The organism is Fimbriimonas ginsengisoli Gsoil 348, assembly GCF_000724625.1.
GTDB classification, from domain to species: domain Bacteria; phylum Armatimonadota; class Fimbriimonadia; order Fimbriimonadales; family Fimbriimonadaceae; genus Fimbriimonas; species Fimbriimonas ginsengisoli.
In genome coordinates, this window is sequence record NZ_CP007139.1 from 574,719 (window position 1) to 593,901 (window position 19,183).

The 19,183-nt window shown below is 60.4% G+C and carries 22 protein-coding genes and 1 pseudogene; 21 read left to right on the top strand and 2 right to left on the bottom strand.

Annotated features, from left to right (window positions below; translation table 11 throughout):
- The first annotated feature begins 22 nt into the window (after positions 1–22).
- From OP10G_RS02635 to OP10G_RS02645, 3 genes are all read left to right on the top strand, one after another.
- On the top strand, positions 23–367 hold the full coding sequence (locus OP10G_RS02635; RefSeq protein WP_025227434.1) for a hypothetical protein: 345 nt from the start codon (positions 23–25) through the stop codon (positions 365–367).
- Positions 368–503: 136 nt separating this feature from the next.
- Positions 504–1,229: a M15 family metallopeptidase gene (locus OP10G_RS02640; protein WP_025227433.1), complete on the top strand. Its 726-nt coding sequence runs from the start codon at positions 504–506 to the stop codon at positions 1,227–1,229.
- Between the two features lie 96 nt (positions 1,230–1,325).
- Positions 1,326–2,438, top strand: coding sequence for a glycosyltransferase family 4 protein (locus OP10G_RS02645; protein WP_025227432.1), 1,113 nt, complete (start codon positions 1,326–1,328; stop codon positions 2,436–2,438).
- Positions 2,439–2,645: 207 nt separating this feature from the next.
- Here OP10G_RS02645 and trxA read toward each other — a convergent pair whose 3' ends face one another.
- Complete coding sequence (trxA, locus tag OP10G_RS02650) at positions 2,646–2,969, bottom strand: thioredoxin (RefSeq protein WP_025227431.1); 324 nt, start codon at positions 2,967–2,969, stop codon at positions 2,646–2,648.
- 97 nt (positions 2,970–3,066) lie between these two features.
- Here trxA and OP10G_RS02655 point away from each other — a divergent pair, with 97 nt between their 5' ends.
- From OP10G_RS02655 to OP10G_RS02705, 11 genes and pseudogenes are all read left to right on the top strand, one after another.
- Positions 3,067–3,369 (top strand): ArsR/SmtB family transcription factor, encoded by a 303-nt coding sequence (locus tag OP10G_RS02655; RefSeq protein ID WP_025227430.1) that lies wholly within the window; start codon positions 3,067–3,069, stop codon positions 3,367–3,369.
- Between the two features lie 119 nt (positions 3,370–3,488).
- On the top strand, positions 3,489–4,247 hold the full coding sequence (gene sufC, locus OP10G_RS02660) for a Fe-S cluster assembly ATPase SufC (protein WP_025227429.1): 759 nt from the start codon (positions 3,489–3,491) through the stop codon (positions 4,245–4,247).
- 29 nt (positions 4,248–4,276) lie between these two features.
- Positions 4,277–5,635: a Fe-S cluster assembly protein SufD gene (gene sufD, locus OP10G_RS02665; RefSeq protein WP_025227428.1), complete on the top strand. Its 1,359-nt coding sequence runs from the start codon at positions 4,277–4,279 to the stop codon at positions 5,633–5,635.
- Positions 5,636–5,643: 8 nt separating this feature from the next.
- A complete protein-coding gene (locus OP10G_RS23840; RefSeq protein ID WP_025227427.1) occupies positions 5,644–6,093 on the top strand; it encodes a hypothetical protein in 450 nt (149 codons plus the stop codon).
- A complete protein-coding gene (locus OP10G_RS02675) occupies positions 6,090–6,587 on the top strand; it encodes an ATP-binding protein (protein WP_025227426.1) in 498 nt (165 codons plus the stop codon). Before OP10G_RS23840 ends, OP10G_RS02675 begins: the two co-directional genes overlap by 4 nt.
- Entirely contained in the window at positions 6,584–7,882 is a 1,299-nt protein-coding gene (locus tag OP10G_RS02680; RefSeq protein ID WP_025227425.1) for a SufS family cysteine desulfurase, read from the top strand. The genes OP10G_RS02675 and OP10G_RS02680 overlap by 4 nt, the downstream gene beginning before the upstream one ends.
- Positions 7,879–8,327 (top strand): annotated as a pseudogene (gene sufU, locus OP10G_RS02685) (Fe-S cluster assembly sulfur transfer protein SufU). Before OP10G_RS02680 ends, sufU begins: the two are co-directional and overlap by 4 nt.
- Positions 8,328–8,338: 11 nt before the next feature.
- A complete protein-coding gene (locus OP10G_RS02690; protein ID WP_025227424.1) occupies positions 8,339–9,199 on the top strand; it encodes a hypothetical protein in 861 nt (286 codons plus the stop codon).
- A 6-nt stretch (positions 9,200–9,205) separates the two neighbouring features.
- Positions 9,206–9,562 (top strand): iron-sulfur cluster assembly protein, encoded by a 357-nt coding sequence (locus OP10G_RS02695; RefSeq protein WP_025227423.1) that lies wholly within the window; start codon positions 9,206–9,208, stop codon positions 9,560–9,562.
- Positions 9,563–9,572: 10 nt separating this feature from the next.
- Positions 9,573–10,046 carry an RrF2 family transcriptional regulator gene (locus tag OP10G_RS02700; RefSeq protein WP_025227422.1) on the top strand — a complete coding sequence of 158 codons (474 nt, stop codon included), beginning with the start codon at positions 9,573–9,575 and terminating at the stop codon, positions 10,044–10,046.
- 4 nt (positions 10,047–10,050) lie between these two features.
- Complete coding sequence (locus OP10G_RS02705) at positions 10,051–10,404, top strand: HesB/IscA family protein (protein WP_025227421.1); 354 nt, start codon at positions 10,051–10,053, stop codon at positions 10,402–10,404.
- A 111-nt stretch (positions 10,405–10,515) separates the two neighbouring features.
- Here the strand turns inward: OP10G_RS02705 and OP10G_RS02710 are convergent, their stop codons facing one another.
- Positions 10,516–10,845: a tRNA-binding protein gene (locus OP10G_RS02710; RefSeq protein WP_025227420.1), complete on the bottom strand. Its 330-nt coding sequence runs from the start codon at positions 10,843–10,845 to the stop codon at positions 10,516–10,518.
- Positions 10,846–10,989: 144 nt separating this feature from the next.
- Between OP10G_RS02710 and OP10G_RS02715 the strand changes: the two genes are divergently transcribed.
- The 7 genes from OP10G_RS02715 (at position 10,990) to OP10G_RS02745 (ending at position 19,166) form a co-directional block, all read left to right on the top strand.
- Positions 10,990–12,930 carry a hypothetical protein gene (locus OP10G_RS02715; protein WP_025227419.1) on the top strand — a complete coding sequence of 647 codons (1,941 nt, stop codon included), beginning with the start codon at positions 10,990–10,992 and terminating at the stop codon, positions 12,928–12,930.
- The gene (locus OP10G_RS02720; protein WP_025227418.1) at positions 12,927–13,781 is read left to right on the top strand and encodes an ABC transporter permease; all 855 of its coding nucleotides are present in this window, start codon (positions 12,927–12,929) and stop codon (positions 13,779–13,781) included. The genes OP10G_RS02715 and OP10G_RS02720 overlap by 4 nt, the downstream gene beginning before the upstream one ends.
- Positions 13,774–14,703: an ABC transporter ATP-binding protein gene (locus OP10G_RS02725; RefSeq protein WP_025227417.1), complete on the top strand. Its 930-nt coding sequence runs from the start codon at positions 13,774–13,776 to the stop codon at positions 14,701–14,703. Before OP10G_RS02720 ends, OP10G_RS02725 begins: the two co-directional genes overlap by 8 nt.
- Entirely contained in the window at positions 14,703–16,280 is a 1,578-nt protein-coding gene (locus OP10G_RS02730; protein ID WP_025227416.1) for an ABC transporter permease, read from the top strand. The genes OP10G_RS02725 and OP10G_RS02730 overlap by 1 nt, the downstream gene beginning before the upstream one ends.
- Positions 16,255–17,622: a hypothetical protein gene (locus tag OP10G_RS02735; RefSeq protein ID WP_025227415.1), complete on the top strand. Its 1,368-nt coding sequence runs from the start codon at positions 16,255–16,257 to the stop codon at positions 17,620–17,622. Before OP10G_RS02730 ends, OP10G_RS02735 begins: the two co-directional genes overlap by 26 nt.
- A 36-nt stretch (positions 17,623–17,658) precedes the next feature.
- Positions 17,659–18,033 (top strand): hypothetical protein, encoded by a 375-nt coding sequence (locus OP10G_RS02740; RefSeq protein WP_025227414.1) that lies wholly within the window; start codon positions 17,659–17,661, stop codon positions 18,031–18,033.
- 149 nt (positions 18,034–18,182) lie between these two features.
- Complete coding sequence (locus OP10G_RS02745; RefSeq protein WP_144240957.1) at positions 18,183–19,166, top strand: AAA family ATPase; 984 nt, start codon at positions 18,183–18,185, stop codon at positions 19,164–19,166.
- Positions 19,167–19,183: the final 17 nt, after the last annotated feature.

Consider the following 19,183-nt stretch of genomic DNA (forward strand, 5'->3'; position numbering starts at 1 on the left):
GGACGAACGTGGAAGAAGTGGAATGTCGAAGCTTGTTTCTCGGGCGCTAGGTAGAAAAGCGGCAAAGCACGCGCACCGTCGCGGCTGGCTGGATGTCCGCCTCGGAATTCGATTGCTTCGCGACAACCGGATCGGAGCGGGAACGAAGCTGCTGGCGTTGGCCCTAGGAGTCGGCGCAACTCTCGTTCTCTTAGCACTAGAGGTACCCCTCGAAGCAATCGTCACCGCCATCATGCCGCTACTGATCGGCTTCGACATCGCAATCGACGGCATCGAGATGGTGGCACTACCACTAATCTTCGGAGCGATCCTCCTAACCCACCTCGCCCCAAAACCTATCGTAGAAGCCGCTCGACTTGGTGCGTAACCCTGAAAGCGATCCCTCCAGACGCGCCGTTTGGCAGGGTCCGACCGTCGGCATGGCCTCTCAGGCCTTCCCTCCTTTGCGCCTCCGCGCCTTTGCGTGACCCTCCCCGCCCTCCCGACCACGTAAAATCGAATAGATGGCCGGACGCAAGATTTCCCCCGCCGAGCCGGTCACCGAATTGCGACGGATCCCGATTCGGGAGAACGGGGAGCCGCTCGTCGATTTCCTCGAGCTTTGCCCGGAGCTTCGCCTCGACCGCCCGCGCTTTACCTACCGCCGCGAGACCGTGATGAGAAAAGAAGTGGCGGAGCGGCTTTGCCGCGCGAACGAAGCCCTCATGCGGAACGGCCTCCGAATCCAGGTGATCGAGGGATGGCGGGCGCCGTTGATCCAGCGCCGTATGTATGGCGCCGTTTGGAAGCAATTCAAAGACCTGTATCCCGACCGGACCGACGCCAGCCTCACCCGCATCGTCAACCGGTACTCGGCCCCAATGAATCTACGCGTACCGCCTCCCCATACCACCGGAGGCGCGATGGACGTTACTCTGACCGATCTAAAGGGACGTCCTCTCGACGTTCACTCGCCATTCGATTGGCTGGATCCTCGCGGATTCGCCTTCGACGCCGAGGGCATCTCCGATCGCGCGCGGAAAAACCGCGACCTACTGAGAGAAGCGATGACCGGCGCCGGACTCACGAATTACCCCAGCGAGTATTGGCACTGGAGTTATGGCGACCAGGGTTGGGCGTACCGCGGCGGCCATCCGTTCGCGTTGTACGGCGCGATTGAGCCGCCCGGCTGGACGCCCGACCCAAAGGACGTCACCGACGAGCCTTTAGAGTTCGTTTCGGATCTCTAGTATTTCGCGGAACAAAAAGGCTTGCCCTCGCGTCAACGGACGCACTGGATTCCCCGAGGGCAATCGTCGGGGGATTCCCAGGTCTGGGATAAGAAGATGGCTAGACGGTCTTATGAGATCGCGCACGTGTTGATGACGGGAGAACCTGTCGGCGGTGTCTGGGGGTTTTCGCTCGATCTGGCTCGCGGATTGGCCGTTCACGGAGTCCGCACCACTCTGGCGACGATGGGCCATTCCCCTACCACGAGCCAGGTCGAGGAAGCCCAGGGCGTACCGGGGCTGGAGTTGCACCATACCGAGTCGAGGCCCGACACAGAAGCGGCGGCCCAATGGTTGCTAGCCCTTGCCGATCGGGTTCGCCCGGACGTCGTTCACCTCAACGGCTTCGCACACACTTCGTTGCCCTGGAACGTACCAAGTTTGGTCGTGGCGCACGGAGACGCCGTTTCGAGGCGGCTTGCGGTGCGACCCGGCCTCGCCATCACGCCCGATCTCCACGAATACAAGCAACAGGTTCAGCGCGGCTTGTCATCGGCCAGTATGGTCGTTTCTTCCACCCTCGCCGGATTGGCCGATCTGCAACGGAACTATGAGGTGGCGCCCCCCTCGCGAGCCATCCCGATCGGCAAATCTCGCTCGGAGCCGCTCGGTGCCAGAAAGCGGCCGCTGGTTCTCTCCGCCGCTCGCTGTTGGGACGAATCGAAAAATCTGAACGTTCTTCAGCAGGCGGCCCGACAGGTGGAATGGGCGGTTTACGTCGCGGGCGACCTGCCGCAGGATCGACAGCCGAGAATGCAGGAAGTTAACTTTCTGGGTCGGCTCTGTCCCGGCGCATTAAGCGCCTGGTTTTCGCGGGCGTCCCTCTATGCCTTACCGGCCAAGTACGACCCGGACGGCTTGTCGGCCTTAGAGGCCGCGCTGGCAGGATGCGCGCTGGTACTCGCCGACATCCCCTCGTTACGCGAATTGTGGAATGGCGTTGCCATCTTTGCCCCCGCTGACGACTCCGCGGCTTTCGCCGCGGCGATCCAACAATTCTCGGAAGACCCCATTCGGCGATTCGACTTTGCCGGTCGAGCGCTGGAGCGAGCGCAGCGATATAGCGTCCCTGCCATGGCATGCGATTACCTATTCGCTTACCAAGACCTAAAACAGGCCGTCGGCCTAGACCTCGCCTCCGCCGCCCACCCGGGAGTCTCCCTCCTCTAAAGTATCTAACGTAGCATCCGCTCCCCGCCGATGAGCAAGCCCGATCCCTCCCGACGCGCCGTCGGGAGGGTCCCGCGCAAGCGGGGCTTCCCATCCGGGAAGCATGTAGGGGATTGCCCGACCAATGGTCGGACCCTGCCCGACGGCGCGTCGGGAGGGATCAGCAACAACGCAGCATCAGCTGCGTTGTTGCTGCGTTTTGCGAAATCAGAGGTTCTTTTTGAGTCGCGAGACGATCGCCGCCTTGGGCATGGCGCCGATGACCGTGTCTACGACTTTGCCGTCTTTGAGGAACGTCAGGTTGGGAATTCCTTGGACGCCGTAGCGCATGGCAACGTCGGGAGATTCGTCGACGTTGACCTTAAGGAACGTCGCCTTACCGGCGAACTCTTGCGCGGCCGCCTCGAGTTCCGGCTCCATCCGGCGGCAAGGGCCGCACCAGGGGGCGGAGAAATCCACTAGCACCAAACCCTCGGCTTGCAGGGCCTTCTGGTCGAACTCCGATTGCTTAACTTCGATCACTGAACTCATCGCTGTACCTCGATCTATAATGATACCGTCGGTTCCTCAAATAGTCAAGCGTCCATTTGACAATCGTTCTTGGAGTATCATTTCGTCAGTGGCACGGATGACGGTTGAGAATCGAGCCCGGATCTTCGCAGCCCTCGCGGACCCAACGAGGTTGAAGCTGGTCGAGATGCTCGCCCAAGAAGAGGAGCTATGCGGAATCCACATCGCTCAGCGGGCGGGAATCAGCATGGCTCTGCTCAGCCACCACTGGAAAGTGCTTGCCGATGCCGGCCTCGTGGTGCGGGAGCGACGTGGCCAACGCCAGTACTGCCGAGTCGACCGGGACATCCTCGCGGAAGCGTTCGAGCACGTGTGGCCCCAGCGCCGCATCCGGTCATCGCTGTTCGGCCAGGTCCGATAAGTGCGGCGTACTTGACGGAAAGGTCAAGTTTCCGGCCACAATGTCGTAGGAATGAGAAAGGGTCCGTCCGTCTCATCTTTTCCCGTTGCCTCCTTCTCCCGGGCCCTTAACCACCCACTATGCTAGAGATTAAAGACCTGCATGCCCGAATCGAGGATAAAGAGATCCTTCGTGGCATCGATTTAACTGTTAATGCGGGCGAAGTGCACGCAATCATGGGCCCGAACGGGTCCGGCAAGAGCACCTTGGCCAGCATCGTCGCAGGCAAAAAAGAATACGAGGTCACCAAGGGATCGATCGAGCTCGACGGCAAAGACCTCCTCGACATGGACCCCGAAGAGCGGGCGGCCGAAGGGGTTTTCCTCGCCTTCCAGTATCCGGTCGAGATTCCGGGCGTCTCCAATACCTATTTCCTCCGCGCCGCGCTCAATGCGATCCGGAAGCACAATGGGCAGCCTGAGCTCTCTATGAGCGAGTTCATGAAGCACATCCGCGCGAAAGCGCAGTTGATGGAGCTCGACTCGACAATGCTGTCTCGCGCGGTCAACGAAGGATTTTCCGGCGGGGAAAAGAAGCGAAACGAAATCTTTCAAATGGCCGTTTTAGAGCCGAAGCTCTGCGTGCTCGACGAGACCGATTCCGGCCTCGACATCGACGCCCTGAAAATCGTGGCAAACGGCGTTAACGCCTTGCGCGGTCCAGAGCGAAGCGTCGTCGTGGTCACCCACTACCAGCGCCTTCTCAACTACATCGTTCCGGATTTCGTCCACGTTCTGATGGGCGGACGGATCGTCAAATCGGGCGGGCGAGAGCTAGCGTTGGAGCTGGAGGAGAAGGGGTACGGCTTTATCGAGGAGGAGGTAGCGGCCCGGGCGTGACCTGAAGTCGACTCGCCCTCACTGCTCCCATGCTGCAAGCCACCATCGCAATGCCCCGTCCTTCACTGTTTGAGAATTACGCGCTGATCAAGGATCTCTTGGCCACTTTCGGTCCGGAGTCCCTGTCCGTCATGCGCAATCGCGCCTTCGAAGAGTTTCAGATGGCGGGGATTCCCACCCAGAAGGACGAGGAATTCAAGTACGTCTCGTTACGCGTCTTAGATGAAGGCGGCTTCCAGCCCGCATACGGCGCCACCGTCGACCGTCACACCCTCGAACAAACTTCCCTCGGAAAGATCGACGCCTTCACCGTCGCGTTTATCAATGGCCAATACGCGCCGGAGCTTTCCACCGCGCACGCATTGCCAAAGGGTGTCTTCGTCGGCTCGCTGCAGGATGCGTTCGGAATCTATCCCGAGGAAGTCGAAAAGCACCTAGGGAAGATTGCGACGCTAGAAGGCCGGCTCGGCTCGTCGAACGACGAGCGGTTCGTCCACCTGAATACTGCCTACCTCGGGGAGGGCGCCGTCGTGTTCGTTCCGAAGGGAACGACGCTGGAGCGTCCGGTCCATGTCCTCTATCTGACCCAAGCCGACCACGGCCCACTGGTCAGCCACCCGCGGACCCTCATCGTCGTCGAGGCGAATTCGGAAGCAAAGATCCTCGAGAGCTACCTTGGCCTGGATGGCGTCTATTTCACGAACTCGGTCACCGAGGTTTGGCTCGGCGACGACGCAATCCTGGAGCACAACCGATTCCAGCAGGAGACCGACGATGCGGTCCACATCTCCAATCTGTCGGTCCACCAGGAGGGAAACTCGACCTATACGTCGAACGTGGCGAACTTCGGCGGCAAAATCGTCCGCAACGATCTGAACGTCTGGCTGAACGGCGAGCACACGGAGACGTGGTTAAACGGGGCGAGCCTGGGAACCGGCGAGCAGGTGGTCGACAACCACACTCGCATCGACCACGCCAAGCCGAACTGCAACTCGTTCGAAGTGTACAAAGCGATCTTGCGGGACCGCTCGGTGGGCGTGTTCAACGGCAAGATCTTCGTCTACGAAGACGCCCAGAAGACCGACGCGAAGCAGACGAACAAGGCGATCCTCCTTTCCCCCACCGCGACCTTCAACACCAAGCCTCAGCTCGAGATCTTTGCCGACGACGTGAAGTGTACGCACGGCGCGACGATCGGGCAGCTTCGAGAGGACGCCCTCTTCTATCTGCGAGCTCGCGGCGTTCCGAAGGCGCAGGCGGAGGCGATGCTGGTCTACGCCTTTGCGGCGGAAGTCTTGGAAAAAATCACTATTTCCGATGCCCGAGAGGCGCTGGAGAAGGTCCTATACGCTAAATTATCCGAGTCGGAGGAGCTTCCGGCCGAGTAGAAATAAGCATGAGTGCTCTCGTCGCCAGTCAGCTTGAGTCTCTCCTTGGGGCGTTTCCGCTTCAATCGATGATGACCGAGCTCGTGCCGAGCGGGCCGAAGGCAGGCGAGCCGGCTTTGGTTGCCGGAGCGATGGCGGAATCCGTTCCCCCGCCCTTGCAAGCGGCAATTTGGCTGTATGTCGACGACCTAAATCGGTCGCATAATGTTTCTCAAGGTATAGAATCTGAGGAAGGCGCTTTCTGGCACGGCATCATGCACCGCCGGGAAGGGGACTTCTCCAACGCAAAATATTGGTTTCGCCGAGCGGGCTCATTGCCGACCCGACTTGGCCTCGACCCCACTGCCCTCACCGACGAGGTCGCGAGTCACTTTCGTGACAACCCACCCCACCTCGTCGACGCGCAACGGCGGGAGTGGATCATGCTCGTCGAGCATTGCGCCAGGCAAGCCGAATGAAACCGACCGCCGTCCTTCTCTGTGGACTTCCCTATTCGGGCAAAACCGCCCTCGCCACCTCCCTCGCTCTTGAAGGCTACGTCATTATTTCACTTAATGAAATAAACCGCGCCCGCGGACTCGGCCTCCACGGCAACTCCGTCCCCGGCGGAGAGTGGCTCGAGACCCACCGCATCGCCAACGAACGGATGCGCGAGTTCTTGGCCCAGGGCCGGAACGTCGTGTGGGACGATACAAATTACGCTGCCTGGATACGCGATCCGGTCTTTGATGCCGCCTTGGACGCGGGCGCCGAGCCGGTTTGGGTTTGGGTGGACACCCCGATCGACGAGATCCGGAGGCGGGCCGACGGCCGGTACCCAACCGAGGACTTGGAAAAGTTGATTCGCGATTTCGAAAAGCCTTGCTGTGCGATCCGTTTAGACGGCAAACAGCCGATCGATGTGGCGCTGCAGCCGCTTCGGCGGGCGATGGGTAAGGGAGTGCTTGGATGACGGCGCTCGAGGGAAAGGTCGATCTGTCGGTACGACGCGCCGACTTCCCGATTCTGGCCACCGAAGCCAACGGCCATCCCCTCGCCTATCTCGACAACGCGGCCACTTCCCAAAAGCCGCAGTACGTGCTTGACGTGCTCGACAAATACTGGACCGGCGAAAACGCCAACGTCCACCGCGGCGTGCATTACCTCAGCCAGCGCGCCACCCGGCACTTCGACGATTCGCGCGAAAAGGTCCGCGTACTCCTCAACGCCGCCTCCACCAAGGAAGTGATCCTGACCAAGGGATGCACGGAAGGAATCAACCTGGTAGCTACGTGCCTTACCGGCCCTAGTCCGTACCGCCTAAGAGAAGGAGACGAGATTCTCGTCTCGACGATGGAGCACCACTCCAATATCGTTCCGTGGCAACTCGCCGCCGAACGGGTGGGCGCTTCAGTTAATCCGATCCCAATCACCGATGCCGGCGAAATCGACCTGGATGCCTATGCGCACATGCTGGCTTCCGGGAGAGTAAAGGTGGTTGGAGTCGTTCATATCAGCAACTCCCTGGGGACGATCAACCCGGTAAAGGAGATTGCGCGTATGGCCCACGAGGCCGGCGCCCTTGTCCTGGTAGACGGAGCGCAAGCCGGACCGCATTCCCTGATCGACGTCCTGGATCTCGACGCGGACTTCTACACCCTGAGCTGCCATAAGATTTACGCTCCGACCGGAGTAGGCGTGCTGTACGGCAAGCAGCATTTGATGGAGGCCTTGCCCCCTTACCACGGCGGCGGCGACATGATCCGCACGGTGGCGTTCGAAGGAACCACCTACGCCGACCTGCCGGCCAAGTACGAGGCGGGGACACCGAACGTTGCAGGCGTCATCGGCCTGGGCGCGGCGATCGACTACATCGCAAGCGTAGGGCGCGAGGCGCAAGGTGCGGAGGGAGGACTGCGTTCTAATTTAGCGGCGGCATTTGGGGCGATTCACGAGCAAGAAATCGGGCTCGCTCGATACGCGACCGAGCGGTTGCTGGAAATTCCTGGATTGCGCATTACCGGCACCGCTACCGAAAAGGCGGGGATCGTGTCGTTCGTTTTGGCACGGGCCCACCCGCACGATATCGGCACCATCCTCGATCAAGAGGGGATCGCGATTCGCGCTGGCCACCATTGCTGCATGCCGCTGATGAAGCGGCTCGGCGTCCCGGCAACCGCCCGCGCTTCATTTGCGTTCTATAACACGTACGAAGAGGCCGATCGACTCGTAGAAGCAGTTGGAAAGGTCCATGCGATGTTCGAATGAGTTTTGACCTGCGCGAGTTATATCAAGAGGTCATCCTCGACCACAATCGTCACCCGCGAAACCGCGGGGCGCTCCTTGATGCCGACCGCTCGGCCGAAGGTCACAACCCGCTTTGCGGCGACAACGTGACCGTGTACTTGACAATGGACGGTGACGTAGTTTCCGGTGTCTCGTTCGACGGCCAAGGTTGCGCCATCTCTACAGCCAGCGCCTCTCTCATGACCGAAGCCGTAAAAGGCAAGACTCTGGCCGAGGCCGAGAGCATCTTCCGCGAATTCCAGTCGATGGTCACCGAGACCGGCGAGGCCACCCCCACCCCGATTTAGGCGACCTGGAAGTCCTCGCCGGCGTCCGCGAGTACCCGGTCCGCATCAAGTGCGCCACCCTCCCCTGGCACACGCTCCACGCCGCGATGAAAGGCGGCGGCGAGGTGAGCACAGAGTGACGCGAAGGCAGATGTTCGCTTTGCAGGTTGTGATCCACACCTTGCCAACGGCGTTGGTGGGGCACGTTTTGTACCGAATGACGACCTACGGGTACCCAACTCCGAAGGGAATCTTTCTGCTCTACCTGTTTTCCTCGTTCGTCTCTTGGACCCTCGTGGGTACGTTCTCGACGCGGATTTTGAGAGGTTGTCACGGCGCGGGAGCCGTTTGCGCCCTGGCGATCCCCTTCTTCGCGGCGTTCTTGTGGCAGTGCGAGCAAAACGGCATCCACACTTCTGCAATCGGTCTGCTCGCTCCAGCCGGCCTTGCACTGATGTTTGCCGCCATTCCAGCCCTGATCGTTCAAAGCATCATCGCCCCCTATCTTGTCGACTCACTCTATTTGCGTCGACGCCTAGGTGTGCGTGACATTCGCGAGCAAGATCCATCTGCGATTGACCCTGAGCCGCTGGGCTTGCTAATCCTATGTCACGCAGTGCCAACGATCGCCATAACGTACGGGAACGGCTTTTTTGAGTCGGCCAATAACGGGCGCGAATTTCTCGTCGTCATGCTTGTCACGTTCTTGTCCTCCGCGCTTTGGGTGACGACACTGCGCAAATACCTGTGGGATATAAACCTCCAGACACGGTTAATCGCAGGCGGAATGTGCGGACAACTTGTGCCGGCTTTCGCGATCGCTGCTTACTGGTCGTTGCATTTCGGCGCCGATTCCTCCAGCGCCGTGCACGCCGCTGTGCTTAATGCCTCCTCTACAGCGTTAGTGACGATTCCAATTCAAGCCCTCATCAGCGTCTGGGCCGGCCGTAATAGAAGGGCCTTCTCGTTTCAGTGCGCCCAAGCGCCCAACGCCCTAAAGCCGAACGCCTGACCCCTCATGCCTGAACGAATCGAAACTCCACCCGCCGAACCGCTGAATCCGATCCAGCGGTCGCTCTTCGCGAACGAAGTCGCGGAGCAGATCCGGACCGTTTACGACCCGGAAATCCCAGTTAACGTGTATGATTTAGGTCTGATCTACGACATTCAGGTCGATGAGGCGAAGAACGTTCATATCGTAATGACCCTTACCTCGCCTGCCTGTCCCGTCGCGGGAACCCTTCCCGGCGAGGTAGAGGGTGCCGCAAGGCAGACTCCCGGCGTAGGAAAGGTATCGGTGGAACTCACATGGGACCCGCCGTTCACGATCGACCGAATGCCGGAAGATATCCGAATGATGTTGGGACTAGATTGATGAGGGCTGCTTGAAGTTTTCCGCCCAGGAAGAATACGGGCTCCGATGTCTCCTGCAGATCGCGCGGCTGATGCCGGGCGACAGCATGACCATTCCTCAGATCAGCGAGGTCGAGGCGCTTAGCCAGACCCACGTCGCCAAGCTCCTAATGATCCTCCGCAAAGAAGGTTTTGTCCGCGCTACCCGAGGCCAGCTTGGGGGGTACACATTGGCTCGGGCCCCCGAGGAGATCCCCGTTGGCGCGGTGCTCGCCGCGCTCGGTGGAAAGCTTTACGACGACGATTTCTGCAACCGCCATGCCGGTCAGAACGCCCTTTGCACGCACGCGATCGACTGTTCGGTCCGGTCTCTTTGGCAAGTCATCCAAGGCGCGGTCGACCAAGTCGTGGACCGGATCACCCTCGCCGACCTCCTCGCGTCGGAAACCCCCAAGCCGGTCTCCAACGTCACCCTCTTCGCGGTCCCTCAAAGGGCAACCCGATAGATTTATGGAAGAAACTTTCCCGGTCACCCTCACTCCCGCCGCTCTCGCCCAAATCCGCCGGCTGCTCGCCAAAGATGGCCGGCCCGACGTGTTCCTGCGGCTGGGAGTCAAAGGTGGCGGCTGCAGCGGCTTCGAGTACGTGACGAAGCTGGACACCGTGCGTCGCCCGATCGACCTCTACTTGGAGATCGATGGTCTGACCATCGCCTGCGATAAAAAATCGGCCGTTTACCTAAACGGCAGCACCTTCGACTACACCGGCAACCTGATCGGCGGCGGCTTCAAGTTCGAAAACCCAAACGTCTCCCGAAGCTGCGGCTGCGGGACCAGCTTTACGCCGAAGGTCACCGCCGGCTAGCTCCTACGTGGCACGGGCTCCGGCCCGTGTGTATCATGCCCTTCCAGGGCATGTGAATGGGCCTAGGGCTGGAAGCCCTAGGGACCCACTGGCAAGATGCCAGTGCCACGCTTAATACATCCTCGACCCGTTCGGCACCGGCTCGCCCGGCTGCGCGAGGACGACCTCGCCGGGCGCGCGGTCAAAGCCGCAAACCAGGCATTCGGAAAGAAACGGCCCGATTTGCTTATGCGGGAAATTCACCACCGCGATCACCTGCTTCCCCACCAGCTCTTCCAACGCGTACACCTTCGTAATCTGGACGCTGGAACGCTTAATTCCGAGCTCGCCGAAGTCGATCGTCAGCTTGTACGCCGGCTTCCGTGCTTCCGGAAAAGCGTCGGCGGCGACGATCGTGCCGATCCGGAGATCGACTTTGGCGAAGTCTTCGTACGAGATCACGACCGATCTTAGACGGCGGGGTGGAAGAATCTCCAACCCTTAAAGCGAATTATCGCGATATTCTGGAACCCGAGGGCAGATGAAACTGTAGTTAGCCTTCAAACCAATTCGCGTAGCGCTTACGTCCAAAGGATGTCGCCTGCCATGAGTCTAAAGTCCCGCCTTACCGTCCTCGCCGCCCTCGCTCTCTCCGCGACCGCGGCATTTGGTGCGGATCCCCTCAGCATCAGCGTGACCCCCGCGCTGGAAGGGTTCTCGCCTTCCGCCGGAACCGTCCCTGTTGCGGTGAATCTGCGGAACGACGGGCCGAACGCCCGGGGCGTTCTGCGCGTTTCCGGAGGCGCCGGGTTCCAAATGGACTACCCGATCGAGCTCCCACGAGGTTCCGTTAAGCGGCTCATCACCTATCCGACTATGGAATACGGCAGCGTCCGATTCTTATTGGATACGGACCAGGGACGACAGCTAAAGGAATACAACCCAGGCGGTTACGGGAACGAAGGGGGGCGAGCGGCGGTGATGATCTCCGACACCCCGGGCGAGCTATCGTTCATCAAGGGTGAGGACAAGAGCAGCGTCCCCGCCCCGGTGACTCCGTACGGGGGAAACAATCAAAACTCCATTCAAGACGCCTACACCGTTCCTGGGCTGGCTCCTAACCGGCCGGTAGGGTACGCGAACGTCGCCACCGTCTTTCTCGGGTCAGGATCGGAACGGCTGAACGACGAACAGGTCCAGGCGCTGAAGCTCTACGCACTTGCCGGCGGAACCCTGGTCTTCGTAGGGGGCGCTTCTTCCCCGATCTTGGGAGATGCGCGATGGCGCGATATTCTGCCGGCGCGGGAGTTCCGGGTTGTCACCCTCAACGATTCCAACGCTTTGGCCAGCCTGGGTGGCGAGGCGGCTCCCCCGGTCAGCGTCACGACCGGAGTGCCGACGCCGGGCGCGATCGTTCGGTGGGAAGGCGGAACTCTGCTTACGGCCGAGCGCGGACTTGGGATCGGAAAGGTCATCTATCTCGCCTTCAACCCGTTCGAACCGCCCCTCAACCGATGGGATGGACGACGATCCGCGGTGACGAAATCGGTCCGCGTCCTCGACTCGCTTCGCGCCTCGGCTTTCCTACAGCAGTACGGCGGGCAAAACGGAAATCGGAGCGGTGTGTACGGCGGGTCCACGGCGTATGTCTCGGCCACGATGCTCCCTTCGTCCGGCCACGTGACGATGCCAGCGCAAGACCCGTTCAGCACCAAGCTTCCCCCGGCGGAAAAGGTCTTCACCCTCCTCGGCGCTTACTTCGTGGTCGTCGTCCCGCTGAACTTCCTGATCCTAAAGAAGCTAAAGCGAGGTGAGCTTGCCTGGTTTACCGCGCCACTCATCTCTCTCGGCTTCGCCGGAGCGTTCTTCGCCTCCGCGCAGGATCTCTATTCCGCCCGCATGTCCAGCGCGTCTCAGGGGATTCTCATCGCCCAACAGGGAATGGAAGAGGGCCTGTTCGTAGGCGCGAGCCAGATGTTCGTTCCGAGAAGCGGCACTTACGACTTAAAGCTAAACGGCGTCGACAGCCTCGGAATCCTGAATACAAACCAGCCCTATTACGGATACGGCGGTCGGCAAGAGCACGACTCGGAGTTCGACCCCGTCGACGTGGGCCAGATTATCGTTCCTCGCATGCAGGCGAATAATCTCTCCTTCCGCGAGATCGACTACCGGCAGCGAGTCCCCGTGGGGCGCTGGTTCTCTCTCGAGACGAAGCGAAGCGGCTCGAACTTGACTTGTGTGGTTCGAAACACCGGTACGTACCGTCTGGAGAACGCTGCGATCCAGGTTGCAGACCAGGAAACGGAGGTCGGCACGATCGAACCGGGCCAGACCCGCGAAATTAAGGTGAGAATCGCCGACGTTCCGCCGGTCGCCTCGACGGATAACTATTCTCTTCCGCAGTTCCTCACTCGAAACCGCGGCACCGCCCTCATCGGATCGATCCGCGGCTTCCGCCCCGGACCACAATTGGGTGAAGAAGTCGCCGGCCGCACTTCTGTTCGGCTTGCTTTGATAGCAAAGGAGGCGTTGGGACCTCGATGAATCGCAACACTTGGGAACAGCTAGTCGTTCACAACCCGATGCTGATCGAGATCCAGCGATTTCGCCGTCGGTATCTCTCGTTCGGCGGAAGCAATACGCTGAACAGTGCCGTCCTCGGCCTTGGGTTGGTTTGCTACGCGGGGTTGGTCTTAATGGTAATGAACGGCCAAGGGGACATCTCGCCGCTGTGGATCATCATGCTCCAGACCGGCCTCTACACCCTGTTCGCACCAGGCATGCTTCATGGAGCGATAGCAGGCGAGCGGGAACGGCGAAGTTGGGACTTGCTCCTAGTGGCGCCGATCACTAAAGCGCAAATCGTCGTCGGCAAATTCATCGGCGCGCTTGCCGCGCTCGCGGCGGCGACGGCGATGTTTCTCTTCCCCGTAGCAATCGCCGCCGTCACGTACCGAAGAACGAACTGGCACGACTTGCTCCTTTGCGAATTGCTCTCGATCAGCTTCGCCATTGCGGTTTGCTCGATGACCCTGCTAATTAGCGCGCGAGTGAAGCGTCCGTTCATGGCGCTCGGAGCTAGCCTCGGGGCGCTCGGCGTCGTGCTGGTCGTGGCTCCCATCCTGCTGGCGGTCGTTTTCTCCACCAGTGGAATGCGCGACGTCGACCTCCTGTATTTCCTTCACCCGTTCTATGCCCTCGGACAGATCTCCGTTCTCAGCGAGGGGAGCAGCTACGGTCGATCGGGAGGAATGGTCTCTCCCGTCTTCTGGGGCTGGCCACAAATTCTCGTCTACCTTGGCTTGTCGGCGGTGATGATCGCTTGGGCATCCAACACGCTGAACTTCGCCGAAAACGAAGTCAAGTTCATCCCTAAGGGCCATCGCGATGCTTGAAGTAAAGAACCTAAGAAAAGAATACGCGGGCCTTACCGCCGTCAAAGGGGTCTCGTTCAACCTTCAACCGGGAGACATTTTCGGTTTCATCGGTTCTAACGGAGCAGGAAAGACCACGACGATCCGGATGATCTCGACCCTCCTGGAGCCGACGTCCGGAACCGCAATCCTGAACGGGGCCGACATTCGTAAAGACCCCATGGAGGTTCGTCGAATGCTCGGCTATATGCCCGACTTCTTCGGCCTTTACGACGACGTCAAAGTCTGGGAATATCTCGACTTCTTCGCGGCAATCTACCAGGTTCCCACGCGCCAGCGGAGCGAGGTCATCGACAACGTGCTCGAGCTGACCGACCTCACGGTCAAGAAGGACGCGTTCGTCCAGTCGCTCTCCCGCGGTATGCAGCAGCGCCTCTGTCTGGCGCGGTGCCTGGTCCACGACCCGATGCTGCTTCTGCTGGACGAGCCGGCCTCCGGACTCGACCCGCGCGCCCGCGCCGAGCTGAAAGAGCTGATCGCCGAATTGGGGCGCATGGGCAAGATCGTCATCGTCTCCTCCCACATCCTTCCGGAACTGGCCGACTTCTGCAACACCGTCGGCATCATCGAGCGAGGCGAGCTCCTCGCGTTCGGTCCGGTCGAAAGCATCGTTCAGGCGATGCAGCCGAACCGAACGCTCGAGGCACGATTCTTGCGAGACGCGGGCGAGGCCGCGCGGATCATCCGAGACATGGAAAACGTCCTTTCCGCCGAGGCGACTGGCGACGGCGAGGTTCGGATCGACTACGGCGGCGACCACGAGGCGCAAGCCGATCTGCTTGCCGAGTTGGTCCGCCGCGGCTTCCGAGTCGTCGGATTCCGCGAAGACCAAGCCGACCTGGAAGATGTCTTCTTGAAACTTACGACGGGAGCGGTGAACTGATGGCTATCAACGCGAGCGGCTGGCTTCGGGAAACCAAGGCGGTTTATTTCGATAACGCCACCTCGGTGCGCGATTACCGGGTACAGCTTCGCGGCAACCGGTCGGTCATCCTATTCGGCGTCTACCTCGTCATTCTGATCGGTGTCGGGATGGTGATCTACGGCCAAACCGCGGGCGTCGGAGAGATCGAGGTCGTCGAGGCGCAGCGCAAGCTGAAGGATTTCTACGGAATCATCATGGCGCTGCTCGGTGGGCTGGTCTCGCTGATCGCCCCCGCCCTCACCGCCACCACCGTTGTCGCCGAACGACAGCGACGTTCGCTCGACCTTATTTTCTCCGCTCCGGTTTCGCCGAAATACTTCCTTGTCGGCAAAATGATGAGCACCTACCGGTACACCTGGATGCTGCTCATCCTTTCCCTGCCGGTCACTGCGGCGTGCGTCGTCCTGGGCGGCGCATCGTGGGGAGACGTTCTCACCGCATATCTGCTGCTCTCCGTGCAAGGGTTCATGCTTACCGCGATCGCGCTGCTGCTGTCGACCGTGAGTTCTAAGCCGGTTAGCGCGGTGCTGTGGAGTTACATCGCGGCGGCCGCTTACCTAATGCTCACCGCGTCCGCGAGTTCGATGGTCGTCGCTCGAGGCTTTATGTCCGGGGGCGCCGGGTCGCGAGAAGCTCCCTTTTTCAGTTCGCTCAACCCGTTCCTCGTGCAGATGACGTCGGACACGTACACCTCCGTCGGCTCCTATCACGTGCCGAACTGGTTCTTTACCATCTGCATCGCGGCACTGGTCAGTAAGATCTGCCTGCTCTCGGCCGGCGCAATTCTAAGCCCGCGTCCGCAGGAAGAGATACGTAGCCTGCGGCTCCATGCGCTGGTTTACATGGGAGCGTTCCTGCTCTACCTCACTTGGTCGCAAGCACCGACCAGCGGCATCGGGAACCCCACGAAATACGCAGGTCCTTTCCTGTTCTGGGCGCTCAGCCCCATGTTTCTCTTCATGCCGTTCCTCTCCTGTTTCGGGGTCGATACGGAGCGGCGCTTCTGGCCGAACGGAGCGTTTAAGCTTCGGCACACCCTCGACGGCACCCCTAGCGGCGGCTTACCATACGTCTACCTGTTCATCCTCGGCTGCGCCGCCATGATCGGGGCGGGCTTTTGGTTCGGAATCCACAAACTGCCCGGTGTGGAGTTCGGCTACTGGCTCCTGTACATCGCCGGTTTCTGGTCTCTCTTCTGGGCAGTTGGACGGTATGCGTCGGCGACCTTCGTCGGGCTTCGCTCGGCGCGAGCGCTTCAGTTCGCCGCCTTCGTTTTTCTGGTCCTGCTCCCGGTACCCTTCTTCAATTCGCTTACAAGTCACTCGTTGGCGTCCACGGAATCGTCGATTTGGGATCTATACGTGCTTCGCCCGCTCTTTTTCGGGATCGACCCGACGGCCGACAATTTGGCACTTATTTGGGGTTTGGTTCTCATGACGACCGCGGGTGTGGTCGGCTACGCGGCAGAAAGGAAGACTCAGCGTAAGATGGAGCTTCTGAGGCATCGATATGACGGAGATTTCAAAGCGGCTTAGTCCCTTCACCCGACGAGTGCGAATCGTACGCTCCTGGCGCGGCCTCGCGATGGGCGCCTGCGTCGGCGCGGCGGCGTCCGCCGTGTGGGCGGCCCTCGACTGGTTCAACGTCGCCTACACGGAGTGGAGCTGGATGGCCGCCACCGTGGGGATCGCCGCCGCCCTCGGCGCTCTCGCCGGATTCCTCCGACGAGTGCCCACCGACGCGCTCACGCGGAGCATCGACCGGCGTGCGGACTTAGACGACCGCCTCGCGACCGCGACGGAGCGATCCACCGAACATGGAGCTTTCGACGAAGCCTTGAAGGCAGACGCGGACCACAGTCTGGATGGCCTGAAGCCGAACAAGATCTATCCGATCCGGGTCGGCCGATGGCACGGCGGCGCGGTCACGCTCTGCGCCGCAGCCGCGGCGATTTTCCTACTCGGCAACACCCCGATCCTCCTTGGCGAAGATGCGAAGAAGACCCGCGTGGAATTAAAGAAAGAAGGGGCCAAAGTCGAGCGGATCACCCGCGAGACGCTGGAAACGCCGGAAGCCAAATCCCGGATGACGGAAGCCCAAAAGCGGCTGGCCGACGAACTGCACAAACTCCAGCGCGACCTCGACAAAGGCCATATGAGCAAGGAGGAGGCGATGCAGAAGGCGAACGAGATCGCCATCAAAGCCGACCAGCTCATGCGCCAGGAAGCCCAGAACACCCTGACGAGCCTCGACAACGCTCAGAAAGCGCTAGAAAAGGCGCAGCAAGACGCGCTCAAGGACGCGGGGATGGCCAACGTAGACCCGCAAATGGCGCAGATGTCCGACGACGAGCGGGCCCAAGCGGAGCAGAAGTCGCAAGAGCAGATGAACCAGGCCCAGAGCGGAATGAGCCAGGCCAAGAACCAGCTCAGCTCGCTTCAAAAACAGCTCGACGACATCAATAAGAAGCTCCAGCAACCCGGCCTCTCCGACGCCGAGCGAAAGGCGCTGGAAGCTCAAAAGAAGAAGCTGGAAGAGCAAATGAAAGCGCTCCAAAAGCAGCTTTCCGATTTACAGAAGCAAGCCGAGAAAGCGCAAAAGGACATGGAAGCGCTGAAGCTCTCGAAAGAGGCTCAGGCGGTGATGCAGAAGATGATGCAGAACCCGCTGTACAAGCAGCTTCAGGAAATGGCCGCCAAGCTAAAGCAAAACGCCCAAACCGCCCAACAGCAGGGACGACCCGAGATGACCAAAGAGGAGCGGCTAAAGCTCCAGAAGCAGCTCGAGGATCTCATGAAGAAGCTGAAAGACGACAAGGCGATGCAGGAGTACCTAAAGGCGATGCTGGAAGCAATGAAGCACGCCGGCGGTACGTGAGACGGTAGCGGTATCGGCTGCGGTCTGCAGCCGGGAATGGGAATGGGCAACGGTGACGGTAACTCGGGAGCCGGAATGGCCGCGCCACCCGTGCCAAGCATGGGCGGTCCGCAGCACGGCGGCCAGTTCTCGAACGCCGACAAGGTGGCGCACGTCGACGACGCCTGGAAACAGCAAGGAAAAGGAAATCCCGACATGATCCACGGTAGCCGGCGAACCACGCCAGGTGAGGAGCAGTACATCGAAATCAAAGCCCCGTCCACCGTCGGAAACCGATCCGCCGTCCCGTATGTCACCGTTCTCCCAAGCTACAAGAAGAAAGCCGAATCCGCCTTGAACCGCCAACAAATCCCCAAAGAACACGAAAAGCGAGTCAAGGAATACTTCGAGAGTCTAGGGGGAGGAAAGTAGAGAGAGGCGTTTGGCGCTCTCCCGGATTGACGGGACGAATGGGACGCATGGGTCAGGTGGGACACATGAGTCTCATAGGACCCCTATGGCCCCTTGGTCCCATTCATTAGGGTGAAGACCGCCCAACGCCCAACGCCCAAGTAATCAACATGCAAGAAGCTCAGTGGTTCCGTGACACTTTCGATGCCGTACGGTCGGAAGTGCAGAAGGCGATCGTCGGTCAGCACGACATTGTGGAAGGGGTGCTCATCGGCCTCGCGGCGAGTGGGCACGTGCTCCTCGAAGGAATGCCTGGACTCGGCAAAACCCTTCTGGTTCGCTCGCTCAGTCGAGCCCTGAGCCTCGACTTCTCCCGTATCCAATTCACCCCGGATATGATGCCCGCGGACGTGACGGGAACGAACGTTCTCAATGAAGGACGCACGTTTGAGTTTCGCCGTGGTCCGGTCTTCGCCAACATCGTCCTTGCCGACGAAATCAACCGCGCCACGCCCAAGACGCAGTCGGCGATGCTGGAAGCGATGCAGGAGCGAAGCGTCACGGTCGGCGGTCGCCGCCACGAGCTGACCGAGCCATTTCTCGTTATGGCGACCCAAAATCCGGTCGAGCAAGAGGGTACCTATCCACTGCCGGAAGCCCAGCTCGATCGCTTCTTTTTCAAGCTCATCGTCCCCTATCCCACCAAAGCCGACCTCGCGGAGGTGGTCGCCAGAACGACCGGCGAGGCGTATGCGGAGCCCCAAGCCGTAGCCTCCAAAGAAGACATCCTCCGGATGCGGGCCTTGGTCCGGCAGGTGCCGATCGCGAATAACGTTCTCGACTACGGCCTGTCGCTCGTAGTCGCGACCCACCCCGAGGGGGAAGGAGCTTCCCCGGTCGCCGGCCGTTACTGCCGATACGGAGCGTCTCCGCGCGGCGCCCAATCCTTGATCACCGCCGGCAAGGTGCACGCGCTGTTGGCGGGTCGCTTTAACGTATCGAAAGAAGACCTCAAGAAAGCGCTCAAACCGGTTCTGCGCCACCGGATCATCCTGAACTTCGAAGCCGAAGCCGATGGAATGACCGCGGACAAGATCCTGGATGAAGTAGGCAGCTTCGTCGACTCACGCGACCGGGACCCCATCAAGGTCTGATCGATGGAGTGGAGCCT